Annotated in this window: 19 protein-coding genes; 5 read left to right on the forward strand and 14 right to left on the reverse strand. The window is 64.4% G+C overall.

Translation table 11 applies throughout. From position 1 onward, the window contains the following. The 4 genes from ACT6S0_RS06610 to ACT6S0_RS06625 form a co-directional block, all read left to right on the forward strand. Nucleotides 1-141 (forward strand): integrase core domain-containing protein (locus tag ACT6S0_RS06610; protein WP_444763142.1); only part of this gene is annotated, 141 nt, incomplete at its 5' end. A 195-nt stretch (nucleotides 142-336) separates the two neighbouring features. Next, nucleotides 337-1,890: an ArnT family glycosyltransferase gene (locus ACT6S0_RS06615; protein ID WP_444763098.1), complete on the forward strand. Its 1,554-nt coding sequence runs from the start codon at nucleotides 337-339 to the stop codon at nucleotides 1,888-1,890. 10 nt (nucleotides 1,891-1,900) lie between these two features. Next, nucleotides 1,901-2,875 (forward strand): glycosyltransferase family 2 protein, encoded by a 975-nt coding sequence (locus ACT6S0_RS06620; RefSeq protein WP_444763099.1) that lies wholly within the window; start codon nucleotides 1,901-1,903, stop codon nucleotides 2,873-2,875. A 7-nt stretch (nucleotides 2,876-2,882) separates the two neighbouring features. Beyond that, nucleotides 2,883-3,272, forward strand: a complete 390-nt coding sequence (locus tag ACT6S0_RS06625; protein WP_444763100.1) for a GtrA family protein — start codon at nucleotides 2,883-2,885, stop codon at nucleotides 3,270-3,272. Here the strand turns inward: ACT6S0_RS06625 and ACT6S0_RS06630 are convergent. The 12 genes from ACT6S0_RS06630 to ACT6S0_RS06685 all read right to left on the reverse strand — a co-directional run bounded on the left by ACT6S0_RS06630 (nucleotide 3,230) and on the right by ACT6S0_RS06685 (nucleotide 18,190). Then, entirely contained in the window at nucleotides 3,230-4,375 is a 1,146-nt protein-coding gene (locus ACT6S0_RS06630) for a TIGR03088 family PEP-CTERM/XrtA system glycosyltransferase (RefSeq protein ID WP_444763101.1), read from the reverse strand. The two genes, ACT6S0_RS06625 and ACT6S0_RS06630, sit on opposite strands and share 43 nt — an antisense overlap. Before the next feature lie 5 nt (nucleotides 4,376-4,380). After that, nucleotides 4,381-5,661 (reverse strand): nucleotide sugar dehydrogenase, encoded by a 1,281-nt coding sequence (locus ACT6S0_RS06635; RefSeq protein WP_444763102.1) that lies wholly within the window; start codon nucleotides 5,659-5,661, stop codon nucleotides 4,381-4,383. 44 nt (nucleotides 5,662-5,705) lie between these two features. Beyond that, nucleotides 5,706-7,262, reverse strand: coding sequence for an exosortase A (gene xrtA, locus ACT6S0_RS06640; RefSeq protein WP_444763103.1), 1,557 nt, complete (start codon nucleotides 7,260-7,262; stop codon nucleotides 5,706-5,708). Continuing rightward, nucleotides 7,259-8,452: a TIGR03087 family PEP-CTERM/XrtA system glycosyltransferase gene (locus ACT6S0_RS06645; RefSeq protein WP_444763104.1), complete on the reverse strand. Its 1,194-nt coding sequence runs from the start codon at nucleotides 8,450-8,452 to the stop codon at nucleotides 7,259-7,261. The genes xrtA and ACT6S0_RS06645 overlap by 4 nt, the downstream gene beginning before the upstream one ends. Before the next feature lie 7 nt (nucleotides 8,453-8,459). Beyond that, nucleotides 8,460-9,509 carry a FemAB family XrtA/PEP-CTERM system-associated protein gene (locus tag ACT6S0_RS06650; RefSeq protein WP_444763105.1) on the reverse strand — a complete coding sequence of 350 codons (1,050 nt, stop codon included), beginning with the start codon at nucleotides 9,507-9,509 and terminating at the stop codon, nucleotides 8,460-8,462. Continuing rightward, nucleotides 9,510-10,397: an XrtA system polysaccharide deacetylase gene (locus ACT6S0_RS06655; RefSeq protein WP_444763106.1), complete on the reverse strand. Its 888-nt coding sequence runs from the start codon at nucleotides 10,395-10,397 to the stop codon at nucleotides 9,510-9,512. Between the two features lie 19 nt (nucleotides 10,398-10,416). Continuing rightward, entirely contained in the window at nucleotides 10,417-11,514 is a 1,098-nt protein-coding gene (locus tag ACT6S0_RS06660; RefSeq protein WP_444763143.1) for an XrtA/PEP-CTERM system-associated ATPase, read from the reverse strand. An 84-nt stretch (nucleotides 11,515-11,598) separates the two neighbouring features. Further along, a complete protein-coding gene (locus ACT6S0_RS06665) occupies nucleotides 11,599-13,149 on the reverse strand; it encodes a TIGR03016 family PEP-CTERM system-associated outer membrane protein (RefSeq protein ID WP_444763107.1) in 1,551 nt (516 codons plus the stop codon). Then, nucleotides 13,130-14,113, reverse strand: coding sequence for an XrtA-associated tyrosine autokinase (locus tag ACT6S0_RS06670; protein ID WP_444763108.1), 984 nt, complete (start codon nucleotides 14,111-14,113; stop codon nucleotides 13,130-13,132). Before ACT6S0_RS06670 ends, ACT6S0_RS06665 begins: the two co-directional genes overlap by 20 nt. Nucleotide 14,114: 1 nt before the next feature. After that, on the reverse strand, nucleotides 14,115-15,704 hold the full coding sequence (locus ACT6S0_RS06675) for an XrtA system polysaccharide chain length determinant (protein WP_444763109.1): 1,590 nt from the start codon (nucleotides 15,702-15,704) through the stop codon (nucleotides 14,115-14,117). A gap of 63 nt (nucleotides 15,705-15,767) precedes the next feature. Then, nucleotides 15,768-16,343, reverse strand: coding sequence for an XrtA/PEP-CTERM system exopolysaccharide export protein (locus ACT6S0_RS06680; protein WP_444763144.1), 576 nt, complete (start codon nucleotides 16,341-16,343; stop codon nucleotides 15,768-15,770). Nucleotides 16,344-16,612: 269 nt separating this feature from the next. Further along, the gene (locus tag ACT6S0_RS06685) at nucleotides 16,613-18,190 is read right to left on the reverse strand and encodes an FAD-binding oxidoreductase (RefSeq protein ID WP_444763110.1); all 1,578 of its coding nucleotides are present in this window, start codon (nucleotides 18,188-18,190) and stop codon (nucleotides 16,613-16,615) included. A gap of 205 nt (nucleotides 18,191-18,395) precedes the next feature. Here ACT6S0_RS06685 and ACT6S0_RS06690 point away from each other — a divergent pair, with 205 nt between their 5' ends. After that, the gene (locus tag ACT6S0_RS06690; protein WP_444763111.1) at nucleotides 18,396-19,169 is read left to right on the forward strand and encodes a PEP-CTERM sorting domain-containing protein; all 774 of its coding nucleotides are present in this window, start codon (nucleotides 18,396-18,398) and stop codon (nucleotides 19,167-19,169) included. Nucleotides 19,170-19,350: 181 nt separating this feature from the next. Here ACT6S0_RS06690 and ACT6S0_RS06695 read toward each other — a convergent pair whose 3' ends face one another. Beyond that, entirely contained in the window at nucleotides 19,351-20,124 is a 774-nt protein-coding gene (locus ACT6S0_RS06695; RefSeq protein ID WP_444763112.1) for a S1C family serine protease, read from the reverse strand. Next, entirely contained in the window at nucleotides 20,121-21,404 is a 1,284-nt protein-coding gene (locus tag ACT6S0_RS06700) for a GNAT family N-acetyltransferase (RefSeq protein WP_444763113.1), read from the reverse strand. The genes ACT6S0_RS06695 and ACT6S0_RS06700 overlap by 4 nt, the downstream gene beginning before the upstream one ends. Nucleotides 21,405-21,435 lie beyond the last annotated feature (31 nt).

Below are 21,435 nucleotides of genomic sequence, written 5' to 3' on the forward strand. Positions count from 1 at the left end.
AGCTCCGACGTCCGCGCCGCTGAGCTTGCGCCCTGGATGCAGCACTACAACTTCCATCGCCCTCACTCCGCCACCGGCCACAAACCTCCCGCCTCACGGCTGGGGTTTGAGGTGAACAACGTCCTGAGAAACTACATCTAGCGCACCCCCAGATCACGGGGGGCGCCGCGTTCCGGTGACAACGTCGCGCCGGTGAATGATGCCCAATGCACCTGGCGCCACAGCGCCGCAAGTCGACTGACTCGGCGCAGCGTACCCGGCTCTTTCTGTCCGGCGGAAGTCTCCGACGCCCCGGCACGCATCGCAAGCGTCGCACCACCCGCACGCATGAATCCAATGCCATCGCACACCGTCGTTTCAGCCAAAGCCGCGGCGGTCTTCAGTCTTATGTTGGCTGCCCTGTTGCTGCTCCAGAGCCTGGTATTCGTCGGCTTCCAGGCCAGCGACGACGCCAACTACCTAAGCGGTGCCTTCGGCTGGCTCAAGCACACGTTCTATATCGGCAACAGCCACTGGACGTTGCGTCACACGCTGACGCTGCCGACCGCGCTGAGCGTGAGCAGTTTAGGACTGACGCCGCTCAGCGTCAGTCTGCCTGCCCTGCTCTATTTCATCGGTTTCCTGGCTGTCCAGGTCTGGGCTCTGCATCGCTATTTCGGGCTTGCGGTGGCAGCGGCGTTCGGGATGCTGGTCATTTTCATGCCCGGCATGGTCGTCAACTCGACCTATCTCGCGCCGGACGTGTCGGAGCTGTTTTTCGTCGGCTCGACGTTCTGGCTGGTCGTGAGTCTGTGCGAGAAGGCAGCTTCGGGCGGACGCACACTGCGTTGGGGTTGGCTGGCGGTGGGCCTCCTCGCAGGCCTTGCATGGCTCAACCGCCAGACCTCCATCGCGCCAGTGCTGGCTTGCGCACTGTTTGCGTGGTCAACCAGCCGCGGTCGCAGTCGGGCCGGGGTGGCGTGGGCCTTGCTCGGATTCTTGGCGGTGGTGGGCGGCGAATGGGCCTACCTGACGGCGATGACGGGCGAGCCGCTGTACCGGTTGCGCACCGACTTCCACCATGACCCGGTGGACCGGTTTGCCGAAGTGTCCCGACTGCGCCAGATGGGCGGCTGGATCGACAAGGAGGGCAACCTCAGCGTCAATGTCTTCGTCGACCCGATTCTCGCTTTGGTCATTTCGCAGAAGTACGGCCTGATTTTCTGGACGGCGGTGGCCGCCTCCTGGCGACTGCTGCGCGTGGGCGCCGGTGCACATGGCAAGCTGCTGAAAGGGCTACTGTTGCTGGGCGCGCTGTCGTATGTGTTCGTGGCCGCCAACCCTAAGCTCTACCTCGTCCCTCGCTACTTGATCGTCGCGGCATGGGTGGCGGCAGCCCTGACGGCCTGGTGGATCGTCGAGTTGTGGCGCCAGGGTCGCACGCGGGTCGCGGCAGTCGTGGTGGCAGTGCTGCTGCTCGCGCAGTGGGCTGGGTTGGCGCTAGAGAACACCCGCCCGCGCGCTGTCGAGCAAGCCCTCGTCGAGTGGGTTCGGACTCATCACAACCAGACCGTCTACACCGATATCGAAACGGCGGCACGCGCCAGCTACTTCTTCGCGTTTGCCGGCGTATCGAACGACAAGGTGATGAGCGAAGCGCCACCACCTGGCGCCCTGTTCTTTCACAGCGCTGACCGGGTGGAGCAATGCGCGCGTCAGCCGCGGTGCCGCGCGCAGGCGGCTGCCTTTCGTCCCACGCCGGCCTGGGCGGCGATCGAGCGGATCGAAGGGCCGCTCAAGCCTCTGGGTCATCTGCTGGAACGGCTGCCCATCAGCGGATGGGCGCCGCCCGACATCCATCGCAGGATGGTTTCACCGTCGTTTGTTGTGACTGTCTACCGAGTCAATTGAGGAAGCCCCGATGAACAACGCCACGCCGGCGACGGCCACCGCCGCAAAAGCTTTCGCACTCTCCGGCCTGCGCGTCGCCGTCCTCGTCCCTTGCTACAACGAGGAAGCAGCGATCTCCCAGGTAATCGCTGATTTCCGCTCGGCGCTGCCGCAAGCTCGCATCTATGTCTACGACAACAATTCAAAAGACGGCACCCAAGCCGTGGCGGCGCAGGCGGGCGCCAACGTACGGGTCGAACGGCGGCAGGGCAAGGGCAATGTCGTGCGCCGCATGTTTGCCGACATCGAGGCGGACGCCTACATCCTCGTCGACGGTGACGCCACCTACGACGCCGCCAGCGCGCCCCGCATGCTGCAAACACTGCTCGACGAAGAGCTCGACATGGTGGTTGGCTGCCGCGTACACAGCCAGACGGAGGCGTATCGCCCAGGACATGTCTTCGGCAACGCCATGCTGACCGGCTTCGTGGCCAAGCTCTTTGGCCGCAGCTTCACCGACATCCTGTCGGGCTACCGGGTGTTCTCGCGTCGCTTCGTCAAGACCTTCCCGGCGCTGTCGGCGGGCTTCGAAACCGAAACCGAACTCACCGTGCACGCGCTTGAGTTGCGCATGCCGGTCACCGAAATTTCCACGCCGTACGGCGCCCGCCCGGAGGGCTCGGTGAGCAAACTGTCAACTTATCGAGACGGCTGGCGCATCCTGCGCCTGATCCTGCAGCTCTACAAACACGAAAGACCGCTGGCGTTCTTCTCGGCACTGGCGGGAATGCTGGCATTGCTCTCGATGTTGTTGGCCATCCCTGTGGTGCTGGACTGGCTGGCCACAGGTCTGGTGCCGCGTTTCCCGACGGCGATCCTGTCTACTGGCATCATGATCCTCGCGTCGCTCTTTCTGGTTGCCGGCTTCATTCTGCAAACAGTGACGCGCGGCCGCCAAGAGACCAAGCGGCTGCTTTATTTGCAGATTCCGCGCTGGGGCGCTTGAGACTCACATGAGCGCCGGACCGCAGTTCTTCCGCTTTTGCCTCACTGGCGCGCTGGGCTTCGTGACCGATGCGGGCGTGACGCTGGCGTTGACGAGCTGGGCCGGCCTTCACGTCGCGCCGGCACGCATCCTGGCATTCCTGATCGCCGGCACGGTGACCTGGTGGCTCAACCACCATTTCACCTTCCGCACAAGCGGCGGGTCAGGCAACTGGCTGCAATACCTGCTGACCACCGCCTTGGGCGCCGGCATCAATTTCGTGATCTATCTCGGCGTCATCCGCCTGCTGGGCTCAAGCCCGCTCCAACTGCTCGCCGCCGTGGCTGCCGGCTCCGCCTTCGCCTTGTTCTTCAACTACTTCGTGTCGCGGCGCTGGATATTCCGCGCTTCTGCATAGAGCGAGCCATAGGCCGTGACCATCCCGGCTAGGCTGAACTCCGCCCTCGCCCGGGCGAGGGAGCGCTGCGCCAGCTTGTTTCGCAGCGACACATCCGAGACGGCCCGGGACAGCGCGAGCGCCAAAGCCGCACTGTCGCGCGAGGGCACGAGTAAGCCGTTGACGCCGTCCTCTACTAACTCCGGATTGCCGCCCACAGCGGTGGCAACCGGTGCGCAGCAACAGGCCATGGCTTCGAGCAAGGTGTTGCTGATGCCTTCGGCCTGGGAGGGCAGCGCGAAGATGTCGAAATGCGGCAGCAGTTCGGCAACGTCGCTCCGGTCACCCGGCAGCCATGATTGGGAGGCCGCGCCCGCCTCGATGAGACGCTCGCGCGCAGCGTCCAGCAGCGGGCCGCCGCCCAGCATGGTCAGGCGCAGCCGAGGCCAGTCGGCTGGGCAGAGCTCGCGCAAGCCCAGGAAGGCGTCTACAAGATTCAGCGGGTCCTTGACGGCTTGCATGCGGCCCACCGCGCCGATGACCAGGTGCTCGCCGCGGCGAAAGGGCCACGCCTCGGGCGCACTTGAAGCCGGCGCAAAGCGCTGCGTGTCGACGCCATTGCAGATGCGCTGCACGCGTGCCGGTGCCAAGCCGACCGGCCCCGTCAGATAGGTCTCGATGGCCTTGGACAGGGCCACGAAGCGATGCGTGCCCATGCCATAGAAACGCCGCAGACGCTGATTGGCGCGACTGACGCCGCCGAGGTCATTGGTGTCCCAGCCATGCTCGCTATGCACACGCAAGGGTACGCGCGCCGCCCAGGCGGGAAGCTGGAATTCCATCGCGCCAAGGTTGCGCGTGTGGACGACGGCCGGGCGCAGCTGGCGCAGCAGCCTGTAGACACGCGGATAGAGCCAGAAACCCTGCCCCGGCGGCTTGTTCAGCGCGATGAACTGCGTGCCTGGCGCCTTGACGCGGTCCTTGAAAGCGGTGATCTCGGTCACCGCGACCACCGCATGCCGGAAGGCCGGCAGGTGGTTGATCAGGTTGACGACCCCATTCTCCAGCCCGCCGGTGTCGAAGCGGTGCAGCAGGTGGACGACCAGCGGGCGCGGGTCGGTCACAGCGATCAGAGGCGCCAGAGGCGGAAGCCCGCGTCGACCAGCACCTTGGCGTCAAAGGCCGCCTTGACGTCGATGAAAGCGCCACCCTTGACGAGCTTCTTGCCGATGTCGGCCGTGCTGAGGCTGGCGTACTCGCGGTGCGACACGGCGGCCACGATGGCGTCCGCCTGCGGCAGGTCATCGAAAGCCATTAGGCGCACGCCGTATTCGTGCATCGCTTCTTCGGCCTCGGCCTGCGCATCGGTCACGAAGATCTCGACCCCGTAGGTCTGGAGTTCCTTGATGATGTCGATGACCTTGGAGTTGCGCAGGTCGCCGCAGTTCTCCTTGAAGGTCAACCCCAGCACGTTGACCTTGGCGCCCTTGATCGGGCTGCCGCTGGCGATCATTTGCTTGATGGTCTGCTCGGCGATGAACTTGCCCATGCCGTCGTTGATGCGACGGCCCGCCAGGATGACCTGCGGGTGGTAGCCCAGCATGTCGGCCTTGTGGGTCAGGTAGTAGGGGTCGACGCCGATGCAGTGGCCGCCCACCAGGCCCGGCTTGAACTTCAGGAAGTTCCATTTCGTGCCGGCGGCCTCCAGCACCTCGGAGGTGTCGATGCCCATCTTGTCGAAGATGATGGACAGCTCGTTCATCAGCGCGATGTTGAGGTCGCGCTGGGTGTTCTCGATGACCTTGGCAGCCTCGGCGGCCTTGATGCTGGAGGCGCGGTGCACGCCCGGCTCGACGATCATTTCGTAGACCTTGGCGACCGTGTCGAGCGTCTCGGGCGTGTCGCCGGAAACGATCTTCAGGATCTTGGTCAGCGTGTGTTCCTTGTCGCCCGGGTTGATGCGCTCGGGGCTGTAGCCGACGAAGAAGTCCTGCTTCCACTTCATGCCGGACTCGCGCTCCAGCACGGGGATGCAGACCTCTTCGGTCGCGCCGGGATAGACGGTGCTCTCGTAGACGACGATGGCGCCCTTCTTCATGTGGCGGCCGACGCTGGTGGACGAGCCGATCAGCGGGCGGAAGTCGGGAATATGGGCATCGTCCACCGGCGTGGGCACCGCGACGATGATGACGTCGGCCTCCGCCAGCATGCTGGGGTCGTCGGTGTAGACGGCGTGCCTGGCGGCCCGAACTTCCTCGTCGGTCAGCTCGCGGCTGGGGTCGGAGCCCCGCTGGCAGGCTTCGACCTTGTGCTTGGCGATGTCAAACCCGATGGTGCGAACCTGCTTGCCAAACTCCACCACCAGAGGCAGGCCGACGTAACCGAGGCCGATGACTGCGAGCGTATTCATGGGTCGTTTCTCGTTGCTTTGAGGTCTTGGAAGGCGCGTGATTGTCACCGCTGAAGGGCTGCATCCCGGTCGCGGACGCCCCGCAAAGTGGTGTCCAGCGTCGCCCAATGCTTGTGAACAAAGTCGCGCAGCAGCGCATCGTCGGCACCGGCGCCGGCCTTGTCGGCATAGACGATGACGACGGCGGCGTCGTCGCCCTGCCCGAGCAGGCTCTGCCAGGCGCCGTAGAGCTTGGCCTGCCAGTCGCGGGTGAAGGGACGGCCATTGATCCAGTAGGTCTGCCAGACGCGCAGCCGCGGTGCCTGGCTGCCGCCGCCGCTGACCTGATTGAGTGCCTGGCCGCGCAGCTCCGCGCTGCGCCATGGCAGGGCGCCCACGTCGGCCCGGCCGGCGGCGGTGCGGGACCATTCCTTGTGGTCATCGTTGACCAGCACGTTGACCGATGTCACCAGTTGGCGGCCATAGCGCTGGTCGCGGTAGTAGCCGACGTAGAGGCCGACCGGCGCGCCACCCGCCACGGGCTCGTAGCGACCATGCAAAGTGCCAGCCGAATTCTTGAAGTCGGGCTGCCAGCTGCTGAGCGGCTCGGCCACCCAGGTCAACCCCGGCAGGGCCGGCGCGGTCAGCTGCGGCTGACTATGGACCGCAGTGCGCGCTGCCTGCGCGCGCAAGCCGATAGGCAAGGCAACAAGCAGCAGTGATGCCAACAGCACGGTGGCAAAACGGCTCGACGAGGGCGGGGCGGCGGCGTCCTGGGGTGACGCCAGCACCGGTTCCGCGTCGGGCTCGGCCCAGCGCGCCCCGATCATGAACATCGCCAGCATGATGACGCCGAAGAACACCCAGCCGTAGATGAGGTGGTCGACGCCGACCGCCAAGGTGTTGCCGGACAGATGCCCGACGATGACGATCATGTAGGCGCGCAGCCAGTTGGCCACCAGCGGCGTGACGATGGCCACACCGACGAAGGCCCAGCGCTTGCCGTTGCCACGGTAGTTCAGGTACGCGAACAGCGTGCCGACCATGACGGAGGCCATCAGGTAGCGAATGCCGCTGCAGGCCTCCACCACCGACCATGAACCGGAGGGGATGACGAACTGCAGCGCCTCGCGGAACACCGGGATGCCGGTGGCGCGCAGCGCGATGACGGTGAAGTCGGCCGTGCGCTCCATCAGCCAGGGCGTCATGAAGTCGCCGAAAGGCACGGCAAAGAACAGGAAGCCCAACGGGAAGGCAATGCGCGCCGCAGCCGCGGTGCCGATCAGGGCCGGCACGAGGACCACGCCCATGCCCAGCAGGGCGAACTGCGTCGCCGCATTCGCAGCGGCCAGGTCGCCCATCAGCCACAGCAGTCCCAGCGGCAGCAGCAGCAGCAGCCACAGCGGCGCCGGGCGCGGCGTCATCGACGCCAGCTCGGCACGGCGCCGCCAGATCAGCCAGGCCGAGATCGGCGGCACTACCCAGGCGTGGGCGAAGGTCTCCGAGCGGTTCCAGATCTCGACCATGGCCGCGCCGGTCGCGTAGTACAGCGCGATGAGCAGCGCCAGAGCCAGCGTCAGGCCGAGCAGAGGCAGTCGCCAGGGTTTGGGCAGATGGCTCACGCGGCCTCCAGGTGATGGTCAAGGCCGGCGAGATGAGCCTCCCAGCTGTAGGCGCCCAGCACGAAGTCGCGCGCGCTGCGCCCGGCGGCATCGGCCGCGTCGCGGTCAGCCAGCAGTGCGCTCAGCCCTTCGACATAGGCAGCCACGTCCTCGGCCGGTTGCAGGCCGGCCTGCGCGGTCGCGGTGATCGCCCGCACGCAGCTGCCGGCAGCAACGACCGGCCTGGCCATGGCCATCGCTTCGAGCACCTTGTTCTGGATGCCACGTGCAAGACGCAGGGGCGCGACGACCGCCGCGGCATGCTGCAGATAGGGGCGCACATCCGGCACGGTACCGGTCACGTTGATGTGCTCGCCGGCCAGTGCCAGCACGGCCGGCGCCGGGCTGCGGCCGACGATGTGAAAGCGCAGCGCCGGCAAGCGCTCGCGCAGCGCGGGCAGGATGTCGCTGGCGAACCAGGTTACCGCGTCGACGTTGGGCCAATAGTCCATCGCGCCAGTGAACACCAGCGGCAGCTCATCCACCGCAAAGGGACTGACCCGGGCCGGGTCCGGCGTGAAGAAGTCGGCATCGACACCGTTGCCCAGAGCCGCCAGGCGCAGGTCGCGGCCCGGGCTGAGTTCGCGGAACAAGGCCACCTCGTTGTCCGTCACGAAGAAGCTGCAGGCAGCGCCATCGGCGACACGCTGCTCGAAGCCAAGCAGCTTGGCGAACTCGCGGCGGTAGAGCCAGGACATCGGCCAGGCATGCTCGGGCGCGTAGTCGCGCCACTTGGCGGAGTCGACGTCGACGAAATCGACCAGCGTCTTCACGCCCTTGAGGCCGCGGGTGTACTGCGCCATGACACCGCTGAAGACGACGACGGCATCAAAGCCGACGCGCGCAGCCGTCCGGTCCACCCAGGCCTGCAGGCCGGCGTCGCGGTAATAGGGCAGGCTCAGCGCCTCGCCGCGCAGGAGACCACGCAAGCTGAGCAGCTTGGCGGACCGCGGGTTCAGGCGTGCGATGTGCAAGCTGGCGCAGAGCTCCCGCACGCGCGGCAGATGTTGCTCGTCGTCCGCGTCGTCCAGGAAGCTGCCGAGGTGGACCTCGTGCCGCGCCGCCAGATGCTTGAGCAAATGGTAGGAGCGGACCTTGTCGCCCTTGTTGGGCGGGTAAGGCAGGCGGTGGACGAGGTAGAGGACCTTCATGGCCGCACTACCCGAGGTTCTTCACGATGAAGGGCCCGAGCCAGTTCGCCACGCCGATGGGCAGCTTGCGCCAGGCCTTGATCATCAGCTGGTACTTGGGGTTGTTCGGGTTGTTCTGGGGGATCGCGTCGCGCTTGAAGAGGCGGTACTCATAGCTCAGCGGCTGCGGCTCGAAACCCCAGTTCTTCTTGAAGGCATAGGGCCCGGTGCCCTGCTTGCTGCGGCCGTAGTCGAAGACCTTGAGCCCGCGCGCGCAGGCGCGCCGCATCAGCTCCCAGTACTTGAAGTCATTGGCCGCCAGGTCGCGCGCCGCTTCGTCGTCGCCAGCGTAGTAGGGCAGCACCTCGTCGCGGAAGTAGAAGCTCAGCACGGTGGACAGCGGCTTGCCGCCCGGCGCCGTGACGGTCAGCACCTCGGCGTCGGCGCCGAACTCGTCGAGCAGTGCCTGGAAGTATTTCTTCGGCATCGCCGGCGTGCCGTGGCGGTGCACGTTGTCGGCGTAGAGGTCGAAGAAGCGGTCGACGTTGGCGTCGATCTCGGCACGGAGTTCGTTCTTGATGCCCTTGCGCACCATCGCTCGCTGCTTGCGCGGAATGGCGAGCAGGTTCGCCTCCTCGTCGGGCAGGATCTCCTTGCGAAAGGTCACATAGAGGTCCTGGCGCGGCCAATCGGCATGGCGGGTAGGCCCGAGGTGGCGGTATTCAAGGTGCTCAGCGCCCTGCCCTCTGGCAATCTTCTCGGCCTCGGCCTCAAGCGCCGCGGCGGCCTCGTCGTTCAGCGCCGCGACGCCGCCGTAGACGGCAAAGGGCAGGCTGGTGACCGCATGGCCGAAAAGCCGGCTCTTGACCTCGGCCAGCGGCAGCACGCCTTCGATGACACCGCCGCGCTCGGCGTAGAGGAAAAAGCCGCGATGGCCGAACACCGACTCGATGACTTGCAGCCAGCCGCTGCGGTGGAAGAAAGTGGCCTGCGGGTGGGCGAAGACGAAGGCGTCCCAGCGCGCAGACAAGGGCTTGTCCTGCGCGGCGAGCCGCGCAATGCGGAGGGGCGCGTTCATTCAGGCGGGGCTCAGCGAGGGCGCCGGCGTGCGCGGGCTGGCCTCACGGCCCAAGAAGATCTCGTCCATCCGACCCCAGCGGAAATCGCCCAACAGGCGGGCGATGCGGTCATGGGTGCGGGGGATGTTGACGTAGTGGCGGAAGCGCGTCTTGGCGTTGATGCCGGCAACGCGCGGCTGCTCGCTGTCGATCTCCCAAGGATGGAAATAGAAGACCGCTGGCTCGCCGTCGATCTCGTTGACACGGCGGATCATCCAGCGCGACAGCGCATAGGGCAGCAGGCGGAAATAGCCGCCACCACTGCTGGGCAGATTGCGCGAGCCCATGCGCAGCGTCGTCACCGGGATCTCTTGCAGGCCGTCGCGCACCGGGTAGGCAAAGCGCGGCGAGTCAGGCATGCCGTAATGGTCGTGGGCGATCGGGTAGACGCTGCTGGAGTAGCGGTAGCCCGCGTCGCGCAGCACGTCGAAGGCCCAGAGATTGGACTTGCCAATGGAGAAGCTCGGTGCCCGGTAGCCGACGACGGGCACGCCACCCAGGTCTTCGAGCAACTTCTTCGCGCTGGTGATGTCTTCGAGAAAGGCGGCCGGGCTCAGGTCGCTGGCACGCTCATGGCCATACCCGTGGCTGGCCAGCTCATGGCCGCCGGCGACGATGGACTTGACGACCTGCGGGTAGCGTTCGGCGATCCAGCCCAGCGTGAAGAAGGTGGCGTGCACCTGCTTGTGGGCCAGCAGAGCCAGAATGCGCTCGATGTTGCGCTCGACGCGGCACTCCAGGCCATTCCAGTCCTCGCGGCGGATATAGGGCGCAAAGGCCGAGACCTGGAAGTAGTCCTCCACGTCGATGCTCATCGCATTGCGCAGGGCCGGGGTCGGGGTGGGCATCAGCATGATCCTGACTCCGTCAGTGCTGCTTCACGGCATCGACCAGCTTCTGCAGCAGGGCCAACGTTTGCAGGTTGATGCGCTCCAGCCGCATCATGCTGCGCTCCAAGCGCTGCAGGCGGTCGGCGTGATGGTCGGCGCTGAGTGCGGCGATCTCGCTGGACAGGCCTTCGACTTCGGCCGCGCTCATCTTCAGTCGATTGATGTCCAGAGCGCCAGGCGCACTGTCGAAGGCGCCGGGGCGGCTGTCCGGCAGCTTGGACGGCCTGCTGTCGAGCGGGCTGGCGTCGCTGTTACGCGGCACTTCGCTTTCCTGAGCGATGTCTCGTAGCACCTCCTTCACATCGCCCAGCGTCAGGTGGCTGCGACCCTGCATGAAGCCCAGCAGCAGCAGGCGATCACACAGGCGATTGATGCGTCGCGGGATGCCATTGCTGGCCTTGTGGATGGCCGGGAAGGCATCGTGGTCGAAGGTCGGCTTTCCCGAGGACCCCGCGCACTTCAGACGGTGCTCCATGTAGCGTTGGGTCTCGTCCTCATCCATCGGGCCGATGTGACAGGTGGCCGCAACCCGCTGACGGAACTGCTCCATCTCGGGCTTTTGCAGGATGCCGCGGAACTCAGGCTGGCCGACGAGGAAGGTCTGCAGCAGCGACTGGTTGCTGAACTGGAAGTTGGACAGCATGCGCAACTCCTCGACCGCGCGGGCGGTGAGGTTCTGCGCCTCGTCGACGATCAGCAGGCAGCGCTTGCCCTGGGTGACCTGGTTGACGAAGAAGGCCTCCAGCGTCATCAGGAGTTCGGACTTGGGCGCGTCTTTCACGCGCACACCGAAGGCGGCACCCACCATGCGCAGCGTGTCTTCGGCATCGAGCTGGGTCGTGACGACATTGCCGATGACGACATTGCTGCGATTCAGGCTGTCCAGCAGCCCCCGCAGCAGCGTGGTCTTGCCAGCGCCGATCTCGCCCGTGATGACGATGAAGCCGTCATTGCGGAGCACACCATAGTCCAGGTAAGCCTTCGCCCGGCGATGCTGCTTGCTGCCGTAATAGAAGTTCGGATCCGGGCTGAGCTGGAATGGCTTGCTGCTCAGGCCATAGAAGGCTTCATACATGTCAGTGGTGCCCGGCCGCACGACGCCGCTGCCGCCGGCCATCGGGGGGCAGTGCGGACCGCGGACTCGCGTGCAGTTTCATCTTTAGAACTGTTGGGTCAAGTTGGCGTACACCGCATTCTCGGAATAGGGCGTGACACCTTCGAAACGGCTGTGGCGGGCACCGAGATGCACGCTGAGTCGCGAGCCCAGGCGGCTGTTCCAGTTCGCCATCAGGCTGGTCAACTGCGTGCGGCGACTGCTCGACTCGCCGATGGATTCCTGCCGCGCAGCAGTCAGCGAAAGGCCGGATACGGGGGTGAGCTGGTAGCTGGCCGACAGCGAATAGGAGCGCTGTTCGATGCGCGCGTCATTGGCCAGGTCACCCCGGTTCAAGTTGTCGCCCAACCGGCTGGTGATGGACCGGCTGACGCTGGCCGTGACGTTGCTGCGCACGCCTTGCAGCGTGAAGCTGAACATCTGGTTGCGCAGCTCGCTGGGCCCATCGGACAGGAAGCCCACGGCCGCTTGAGCGTCGGGCGACAAGCCCAGCGCCAGCAGTTCGGCACGCACCAGCGTGTCGCGCCTGACCGGATCGGGTTCACGCGATGCGTACAGCAGGAAGAACAGGTCGTAATAGGTGCGCACGCCACCTGACGCCCCGGCATTGCCCAGCGTGGCGGTGCGTGAGTCCGACAGGCGCCAGACCGAGTTCCGCATGCGGTGCTCGAAGCTCAGGCCGTGGCTGTCGCCGTAGCCATGGCGCTGCCAGTTGCCGTTGACGCGCGTGCGCGGCGTCGGCGTCCAGTCGGCGGTCAGCCCCCCCGTGAAGCCGTCTTCGTCGCTGCCACTGCGGCTGAGGTAGTCGTTGCGCTCCTGGCCCACGTTGGCGCTGAGCAACCAGTCCGGGTTGGGGCGATAGTTCAGGCCGACCGTTGCCGAGCTGTTGCGGTTGGACGACGCACCCTTGGACCGGAGCTGCTGTGTGTTGGCTTGCATGTACCAGCCCAACACGCCCGCGTTCAGCTGCGTGATGCGCAACGATCCGCCGTTGCCGCGGCTGTCACCCAGCCCACTGCCTCGCACCTCGGTGATCGACAAATTGCCGCGCAGGTCAACGCTGGCCAGACCGCCAACTTGGCCGCGCAGCAGCGGCGAAACGGTCAGCGAGCCGGTCTCGCGACGGTTGGGGTTGTCGAGCGCGGCCACCGCGCCTTGCGAACCCAGCGTTGGTGCCGCCTGCAGGCCGAAAGCCGATGCGTTCTGCTGGCCGATACTGGCCTGCGCGTCGATGAGGAAAGTGCGTGGAACGACCTCGGCCTGCAGGTTCGCCGACAACGCGTTCTGCAGTTGGGAGCCGTAGCCGGTCTTCAGGTAGGTGATGCCGTTGAGCGAGTAGTCCAGGCTGCCACGGACCGCGCCGGTGTTGCGCACGATGCTGATGCCGGGCGATACCGTCGTGATCAGCGCGGCATCCTTGTCACGGTCGCTCAGGCGCAGGTTGTCGGTCCAACTCTGCGACAGGCCGATGCGTGGGCGGAAGGTACCGCCGCCGCTGCCGGCACCGGCCGCATCGCCTTGCTGGGCATGGGCCGCTATCGCACAAAGGGCGAGGGCCAGGGGCAGATGGCGCGACTCAGGTCGGAGCCGAGTCATTGCTGCCATAGCCGTAGCCGTACCCATATCCGTAGCCGTAGCCGTACCCGTAGCCATAGCCGCCCGCAGCATTCGGGCTGGCCTGGTTGAGCAGCATCATCTTGACCGGACAGGTCTCGATGGCGGCCAGGGCCTGCTGGACGGCGCTCTGCGCGGTCTTCTCGGCGTGGACGACGATGATGATCTGGCCCATGTGCGAGGCCAACACGCGGGATTCCGTCGTCAGCAGCAACGGCGGCGAATCGAAAATGATGATGCGGTCAGGATAGCGCTTGGCCATGTGGTCCAGCAGCTGGCTCATCGCATCGCTGGCAAGCAGCTCGGTCGCGCGCGGATGCGGTGTGCCGCTCGGCAGGATGGTCAGCTTCTCGACGTTGGTGCGCAGCAGCACCTCGGACATGTCAACGCGTTCTTCCAGCACATCGAGCAGGCCCGGGCCTTGCGGCAGGCCCAGCATGCGCAGCACCGACGGCCGTGCGACGTCGGCGTCGACCAGCATGACGGTGTTGTCCAGTTCAGCAGCGATGCTTAGCGCGAGGTTGATAGACGTGAAGCTCTTGCCCTCGCCTGCCAGCGCACTGGTCACCATCAGCAGATTGGCGTGATTGATCGTCGCCGCACCCTTGCCCATCGCGTTCTTGATCAAGGGGCGCTTGATGACTCGGTACTGATCGCCCGTCTGTGAGCGCGGCGTGTGCGGCATCAGAAAGCCTTGCGCCGCCAACGCCACGACATCGAGTTCAACCCGTTTGGACGATGGGTGATGACCATCGTCGAGGATGGAGATACCGACATGAGGCGCGGGCGCCGTCAGCGCCGGAGAAACGGCGGGCGAGGCTGGCGCAGCGACCGGCGCAAAACCGGGTTCAACTGCAGGCTGGGCTTGGTCGTCTCCCGGCAGCACGACACCGGCTTGGCGAAGTTGCTCGAGCCGCTGGGCGGCTTGTTCTATCAGGCTCGTCATGTCAAACCACCTGCCGGCTCAGTTGTATCGCCAGGACCGTCAAGGCGACGGCAAACATCACCAGCAAACCTCCAGCTCCTGCGGAGAAACGGACCAGATCGACGCGCTGGCGTGCGCGATCTGCATCGGTAACAAGCCGCGTGACCACACCCAGGATCGGCAATTCCACGCGGGCCCGCAGGTCGTTTGCGTCATGAAAGACCGGGCGCAACTGGCTGGCGGCAAATGCCGTAAACACTCCAATGCCGAGGGCGGCCGCCATTGCACCGGCCAGCAGCAGTAGACGATTGGGCGCGACGGGCTTGGGGTTGGCCCGCGGGGGATCGATGACCCGGAAGTCGGCGACGCCTGATGCGACATCGAGTTCCCCGGAAATGGACGCTTGCTCGCGACGCTGCACCAAGTCCTCGTAATTGCGCTTGTGGATCGCATAGTCACGATTCAATTGAGCCGCCTCGGCCTCGACCTGAGGTGCCGTCTTCATGGCCGTGAGCGCCTGGGCATAGCGACCGGAATATTCGTCGACCCGGGCGCGCAGCGAGGCGACCTGGACTTCCGTCGTGGCAAGGATCCGCACCATTTCCTGCGCAGCGAGGCTGCCACTGGACTGGCCCACCGACGCCGTCGGCATATTCATTGCCGCCTTGCGCAACTCGGCAATCTCACGCTTGCGTTGCTCCTCGAGATCCTTGATGAGCTTACGGGTGGCAATGATGTCGGGGTGCTGATCGGTATAGCGCTGCAGCAGCGCGTCAAGGCTGCGGCGGTGATCGGCCAGGCGGGAATCCAGCTCTGGCGTGCTGATGTTGGCGTTGGACTCCTGCAGCAGGCTCTGCGCCGTCGTCTGCGCCCCCCCCCGAGCCCTCTCGGCTTCGAGCTGCGCTCGGGCGGCATCGCGTGCGTTCGTCGCCTCGCGCAACTCAAGACGGGCACGTTCCAACTGGGCGCTGAGTTCGGAGAGCTGAGTCGCCGCGTCCTTGCCGTCGCCCGACATGCTCGACAGATTTTTCAGACGGAACTCCTTCAATCGAGTTTCAGCCTCTTCCAGCTTGGCCTCATAGGACTTGATCTGCTCGTTGATGAAGGTGGTCGCCGTTGACGTACCTTGTCGCGTCTGGCCCAGGCTGGATTCGACGAATATCGACACGAGCGCCTGAACGACACGCTTGGCGGTGTCGGGGTCGCTGTCACGGTAGCCCAGGATGTACAGGTTGTCGCGGCCGATGCTTTGGATGGACAGATTGGTAGTGACCGCTTCGATCGTCGCTTCCTGTTGGGCCTTGGACTGGTTCTTCAAATCCAGATCGGCCATGCGCACCAGCTTTTCGACGTTTGGCCGACTGATCAGGGTTCGGCTCAACATCGTCACCTGTTGTTCGACGTTAGGCTGTACCGCCAGGCCCGACATCAACGGCTTCAAGATGGACTGCGTGTCGACATAGATGCGCGCGCTGGCCTCGTAACGATCCGGCAGCACGAACACCACCACGGCGCCGACCATGCCCGTCACCCAGGCCACGACCAGGCCCACCCAGCGGTATTTCCACATCCGCCGGACGATGATCAGCAGCTGGGCAATCAGCAATTCCATCAGGAAAAATCTCGGTTAAATCGACAGCGGGAGGCGCAACGCCGAGCTTGCGCGCCTAAATCGTCAGAACAAGCTTTGCGGAATGATCAGGATGTCGCCCGGACGCATCTCGACGTTGGCGGACACGTCGCCACTCTTGATCAGGTCCTTTAAGCGCACCGAATACTGCTTGTTGCCTTCGGCCGTGCGAAGGATGGTGGCACTGTTGCCGGAGGCAAAGTCGGTCAGACCGCCGACTGCGATCATCACATCCAGCACCGTCATCTTTTGCTTGTAGGGCAGAAACTGCGGCTTCGCCGCTTCGCCGACCACACGGATCTGCTCGCTGTAAGGACCGACGAAGCTCGTGACGATGACGGTCACGACTGGGTCGCGGACATATTTGCCAAGTTGCTTCTCGACCTCGCGCGCCACTTGGACCGACGTCTTGCCCTGCACGACCATTTCATCGACCAACGGCGCTGCAATCTTGCCGTCCGGGCGAACCGGCACGGCCATCGACAGCTCGGGATTGCGCCAGACCTGGATGCTGAGACTGTCGCCGGCACCGATGATGTAGCTGTAGTCGTCGTTGGCGACGGACGCCGGCGCCGGAGGATGGCTGGTGCTCGCGCAACCGGACAGCAATACAAACGCCATACCGGCAACTGCCTGACCCAACCAGACGCGCACGGCAGTCCCAGACGTCAATTGCTCACAGCGGTTTTTCGAAGCGTGAAGGGTGTTCAAGGCGAGTCCTCTGTGGGTCTGTTCATCGAAAGCCCCGAATCAGGGCGGCACCGCCCCGCATGGCGAGGACCAAAGCCGCGGAATGATGCCATAGCCCTCCAGTGTTGCCGGCAACCTGAATCGGGGGCAGCGCCATTGGCGCGCGGACTTTCGCACAGCAAAGCGCCGTGAGGACCAGCCTAGGCTTGGGGGGCCCGCGGCAGGTTGTAGCGGCCTGGCGCAATCACGTTATCCGGGTCAAACACCGACTTCAATTCCCAGACCGTGCGCCAAAAAGGGTCGGCGGGGTCAACCAGCTCCTCCATCATGTCGGCCCGCGCCCGATACACCTCGAGGCCTTGCGACCGTAAATAGTGCCAAAGCGCGCGCGCGCAGGCATGCGCACCCTTGACGGCCGCCTCATCGCTGCGATCAAACAGCAAATTGGCAACCGCCACAAATGACGTGGTGGTTTCAATGTTCAGCGTGACATAGAGATCGTGACCGAACTCAGCGGCCATCGATGTCATGCGGGCCATGATGGTCACGACGGCTTCACCGTCCATCGGCAAGGCCGGGTTGATGAATACCAATCCGCAGTTGGATGCATCCAGGTTTCTAGCGGCCGCCTGCGGCTGGCCGTACCGCCACAACAGATTCGTGATCGCCGCATCGGTGGGGCGTCCATCAGCCAGACCTTGAAGAGGCTGGATGGCCGCAATGGCCGCGGCATTGGCGCGAGCCCATGGCCAAATCTTGCGCATCGGATGCAGGAGGCGAAAGCCAAGCGCCAGCTTTTCGTCGTCCACGACCGTCACCCGCGCAATGCGGCCCAGCACGCGCCTGACCTCCGCGACCGCCGCCTTCACCTGCCCCGAACTACCCGCCAGACCGCCCAGGCTGGTCCATTCAAAAGGCGCCACCGTGGCCAAAGCTCGCTCCGCCTCTGCGGCGAGGTCCGAGGCGCCGATTCCGCAGGATGCCTGCAGGTATTCGCTGATGCCTGACATCATGCTGGCTTGGGTGCGCGCCTGATTGCCCACATGCGTGACGCCAGCCATCACGCCCAGCCGCTTCAACGCTGCCAAACCGTCAAGGAACTCTGCAAGGCGTGTTGAATCGCGCAAGGCGAGCGATACAGCGACGGACCGTTGCGGTCGCGGCACCAGCTTGAGACAGGCACTGGTCACGATACCGAAATTGCTCTGAAAAAATAGGCCGTCCAGCATCGGTCCCAATCCATAGGGATGGGTGTGTGCAAGGGGAGACCGCTCGCCGAGCCGGCGAAAACCTGTTCGCAGCACATCGCCCCGCCCCGTGACGATCTCCAGTCCGAATACGTCTTCGCGACGCGGACCCAGATAACCCACACCTCGGTCCAAGGCGTTGCCGAGAATGCTGGTGTCGACAGAAGACCCGGTCACGTTGAAGCTCAAGCCAGGATGCGACTCTCGCAAAAACTCGTGGAGTTGACGCTGTGTCACGCCGGGCTCGATGACGGCCACAGGCTGCCGCTGGGAAATCTGCGCAGCGTTGCGAATCCGGTTCATGCCGCTCAAGTCGAGCAACACTGAGTCCAAGTTGGGCGGCGCCGCCGAGCCATAGCCCCAATTGAAGCCGGTAGAGACGGGGTACAGGGCTATGGACTCCCGACGGGCGCGCTCGACACATGCCCTCACCTCATCGGTGGTTGTCGGTTGCCAGCATTCCAGATCACCACCGCCCCAACCGGTCACATTCGTCGTGTTTCGACTTTCCGACGATTTCAGCACGCCCACCCCCTGAGTTCCCTACTGTCGGCGGACTTTACAGCTCAGCCCCCTAAACCACTGAACCAGCGGCGCTCCCCCTTGCGAGCATTGGCTAAGGCCTTGATGCAGCAAGGAAACTCCAAGCTCGAAGAGCAGTTGGCACGCTCCCTGCTTGATACCCACCGTCCGGGGCCGCGCCCCAACTTCTAGCAAGTGAATCAAGGAGATTCAAATGAGCAAGACCCTGAAGACGCTGGTTGCCGCAGCGGCCCTCGCAGCGACGAGCTTCGCTTCCGCAACGCCCATTGTCGGCATTAACAACCTGACGTTCGGCCAAGTGCAGATTTCGTTGGGCAATATCGACTGGAACAACGACCCGCTGAACCTGAACCCCCCGCCGAACGGCGCAGCCACGACCATGGGTTCTTTCGTGTCGCAAAACCTGCGCACGGGTTCCTTCCTGGGCGTTCCTGTCGGCAGCGCCGGCACGATCCGTGACATGGCAGACCCGACGATTCTGCCCGGCGAAACCGGCAATGCCTTCGTGATGGGCGCGCCGACTTTTGTCAGCAAGTTCCTGACCTTCGCTGCCCAGCCCAACTGGATCTTTGACGCGAACTTCCTGGTGGCTGGCACGACCGTGGTTGGCATCCCCACCCCGTTCCTGCTGGGTCAGAACGGCGCCAACGTTTCGGCCACGATGACGGTCAACGGCATGGCTTGCGATGACCTGAACCTGAACGGCGTCTGCGATCCGGGCGACGACATCACGAAGTGGACCGGCATCTTCTCTGCCCAGTTCACCAACACGACGATCGCTGGCCTGGCTGCCACGCTGGTTGGCGCTGATGGCATCCCGTTCACGGCCGACGACGGTGCACTGGACAACAACACTTGGTCCGGCACCATCGAAGCCACCCGTCTGCCTGAGCCCGCTTCGCTGGGCCTGGTGGGTCTGGCGCTCGCCGGTCTGGGTTTCGCCAGCCGTCGCCGCCAAGCTAAGTAATGTGAGTCAAGCGGCGTCGCTTGACGCCGCGTCGACAAACCCCGCCACGGCGGGGTTTTTTATTGGTCGACCTGTCACGGTCGGCGTTCAGCCGAACGGTGGTAGCCGGTGAGCCGTCTTGACCAAGCACTCGCGCAGCATGGGCCACTGGTTGACGAAGCAGCCTGCGCTGAGCCGCTCACTACCGCGTTCCGACGCTTCCCAGCATGTTGGACGCATTCCGAACCGGAATCGCATAGCTGATTCCGCTGGGTGCGCTGAGCGCGGCTTCACGGGTTCCCTTGACCAGCACCATGTTGACAACACCGACTACCTCGCCGGTTTCGACGTCCAGCACCGGGCCGCCGCTATTGCCGGGATAGGCCGTCGCATCGAGTTGCATAACTTCGAAGGCGCCCTGGCGCAATTGGTTCACAGCTCGCTCGCTAAGCCCTGGGGCGCCGGTGGCCGGCGGCGCGATGGCAGTCCTCGCCGAAACAATGCCGCGGTGGGTCACGTGGGAATAGCCCAGCGCTCCGCCGAGCGGGAAGCCAATCAGTGCAATGGCCGTGCCCTCGCGCGCCTCCTCCCGCGCAAGTCGCAGCGCCGGCACGGCTGGCGCTTCAATCTGAAGCAGCGCAAGATCGTGCCGCACATCCGTGCCGACCAGCCTGGCACTACGCATCACCCATTGAGACTCTGGCGTCCAGACTTGGATGGCAATGCTGCGGTCGATCCGACCTGGAATTTCAGGTGGCAGCACATGGGCATTGGTCAAAACATGAAGCCCGTCACCGACAACAAAACCGGTGCCCCTGAAGCCGAAGCGAGGACTGTCCAACAGCCCGTAACTGCCGACAAGAACGACAGAACGTTTGGCCTTCGCCACCAGCTCCGGCAGTTGCGCGTGCGCCCCGACACAGCCGCAAGCCAAAACGGCCATTGCCGCAAGCAGGCGGCGACGATCAGCGTTCATAGGTCGCCCGCGACATGCTCGGTCTCGAGCGCGCTGACAGCGCGCCGCCAGACATCGTCTGATTCTTCGAGCCTGAAGCCGTAGAACTCACCGGTTTCTCCGTGGTGATGACGTATGACCTTAACGTCGAGCATTGCCTTGTCTTGAGTACCAAGTTCGACCCATGCCGATCCCTCGGCGCCGACCGGGATGCTCAGCTTGGATTGGGCCTGAAAGCCCGAAAGCGAGATCTCGATCACCGTGATCACGATGGCGCACTCGCTGCCCCCGACCCGCAGACGCAACTCGGCAGGGCAGCGCAGCGAGAAGCGATGGTGTCGGCGCATGGGGTGAAACCCCGTCGCGGAACCGCTGAGCATCGGTAGCACGGCGCGAAATTCCGGCTGGTCATAGATGGACCACAGCAGCGCCTTGCGCCTATCGTCAAGCTCCGCGAACACCGCGCTTCGCTTGTTGAAGAAGTGGTCCAAGATGGCCGGCGTCAGCACCGGATCGTTGGTCGTGAAATAACGTCGCTTTGGCAGCTTGATGTTGGGCAGGCGGAGCTGAACAAAGTACTGGTAGAGGTTCTTGCGTTCCTTGCGCCTGCCATAGACGCGACGGAATATTTCCTTAGCCACGGGCAGATCAAGCGTCGCGCCCACGGCCGGCGCACCATTCGCGAAGTCGTACTTGTCGACGACGTTCTCTTGCAACCGCTCGAAGAACAGCAGTGACTCGTAAAGTTCGATTTTTTCAGGATTGACGGCGATGACGAGGTGGCGCGTATCAAAGTACTCCGTGCAGTACTCGTACATGAACTTCATCAAGGGAAACAGGATCGCCCCGCCCGTCTTGCGAAAATCTGGGTGCACGGCGAGTGCTGAGATTTCGGCGATCTGCCCTTGCTTAGCCCGTACCTCGCTGAGGTCAAAAACAGCTTGCAGTGGAAAGCCGAACACACCTTCACGGATCATCGACATGGTGCCGACGACGCGGCCGTCGTATTTCGCGCAGAGCGTCGTCGTCGTCGGTAGCGCGTGATAGATCGTGACGCGCAAGCCCGAGGGTGACGGCTTCATGAAGCCGCTGGCGACGTATGCGTCATGAAGAATGCGGAAGCAGTCTTCCAATTCTTCGGCGGTTTCGGCGACCTTGAGTTCCAGTCGCGGATCCGGCGCAGGATCGCAATCAATCATGCCGCGGTAGATGGCGTGGCGTGTGTCGCGAGGTACCCGCGCAAAGACCCACCGCATCAACTGGTGTATTCGCTTGCGAAGGCTCGCCTGCTTGATTTGCATTGCAGCTTATGAACCGTAGGTGCGTGCCGGT

This window comes from Roseateles sp. (assembly GCF_052436255.1).
Lineage (GTDB): Bacteria > Pseudomonadota > Gammaproteobacteria > Burkholderiales > Burkholderiaceae_C > Pelomonas.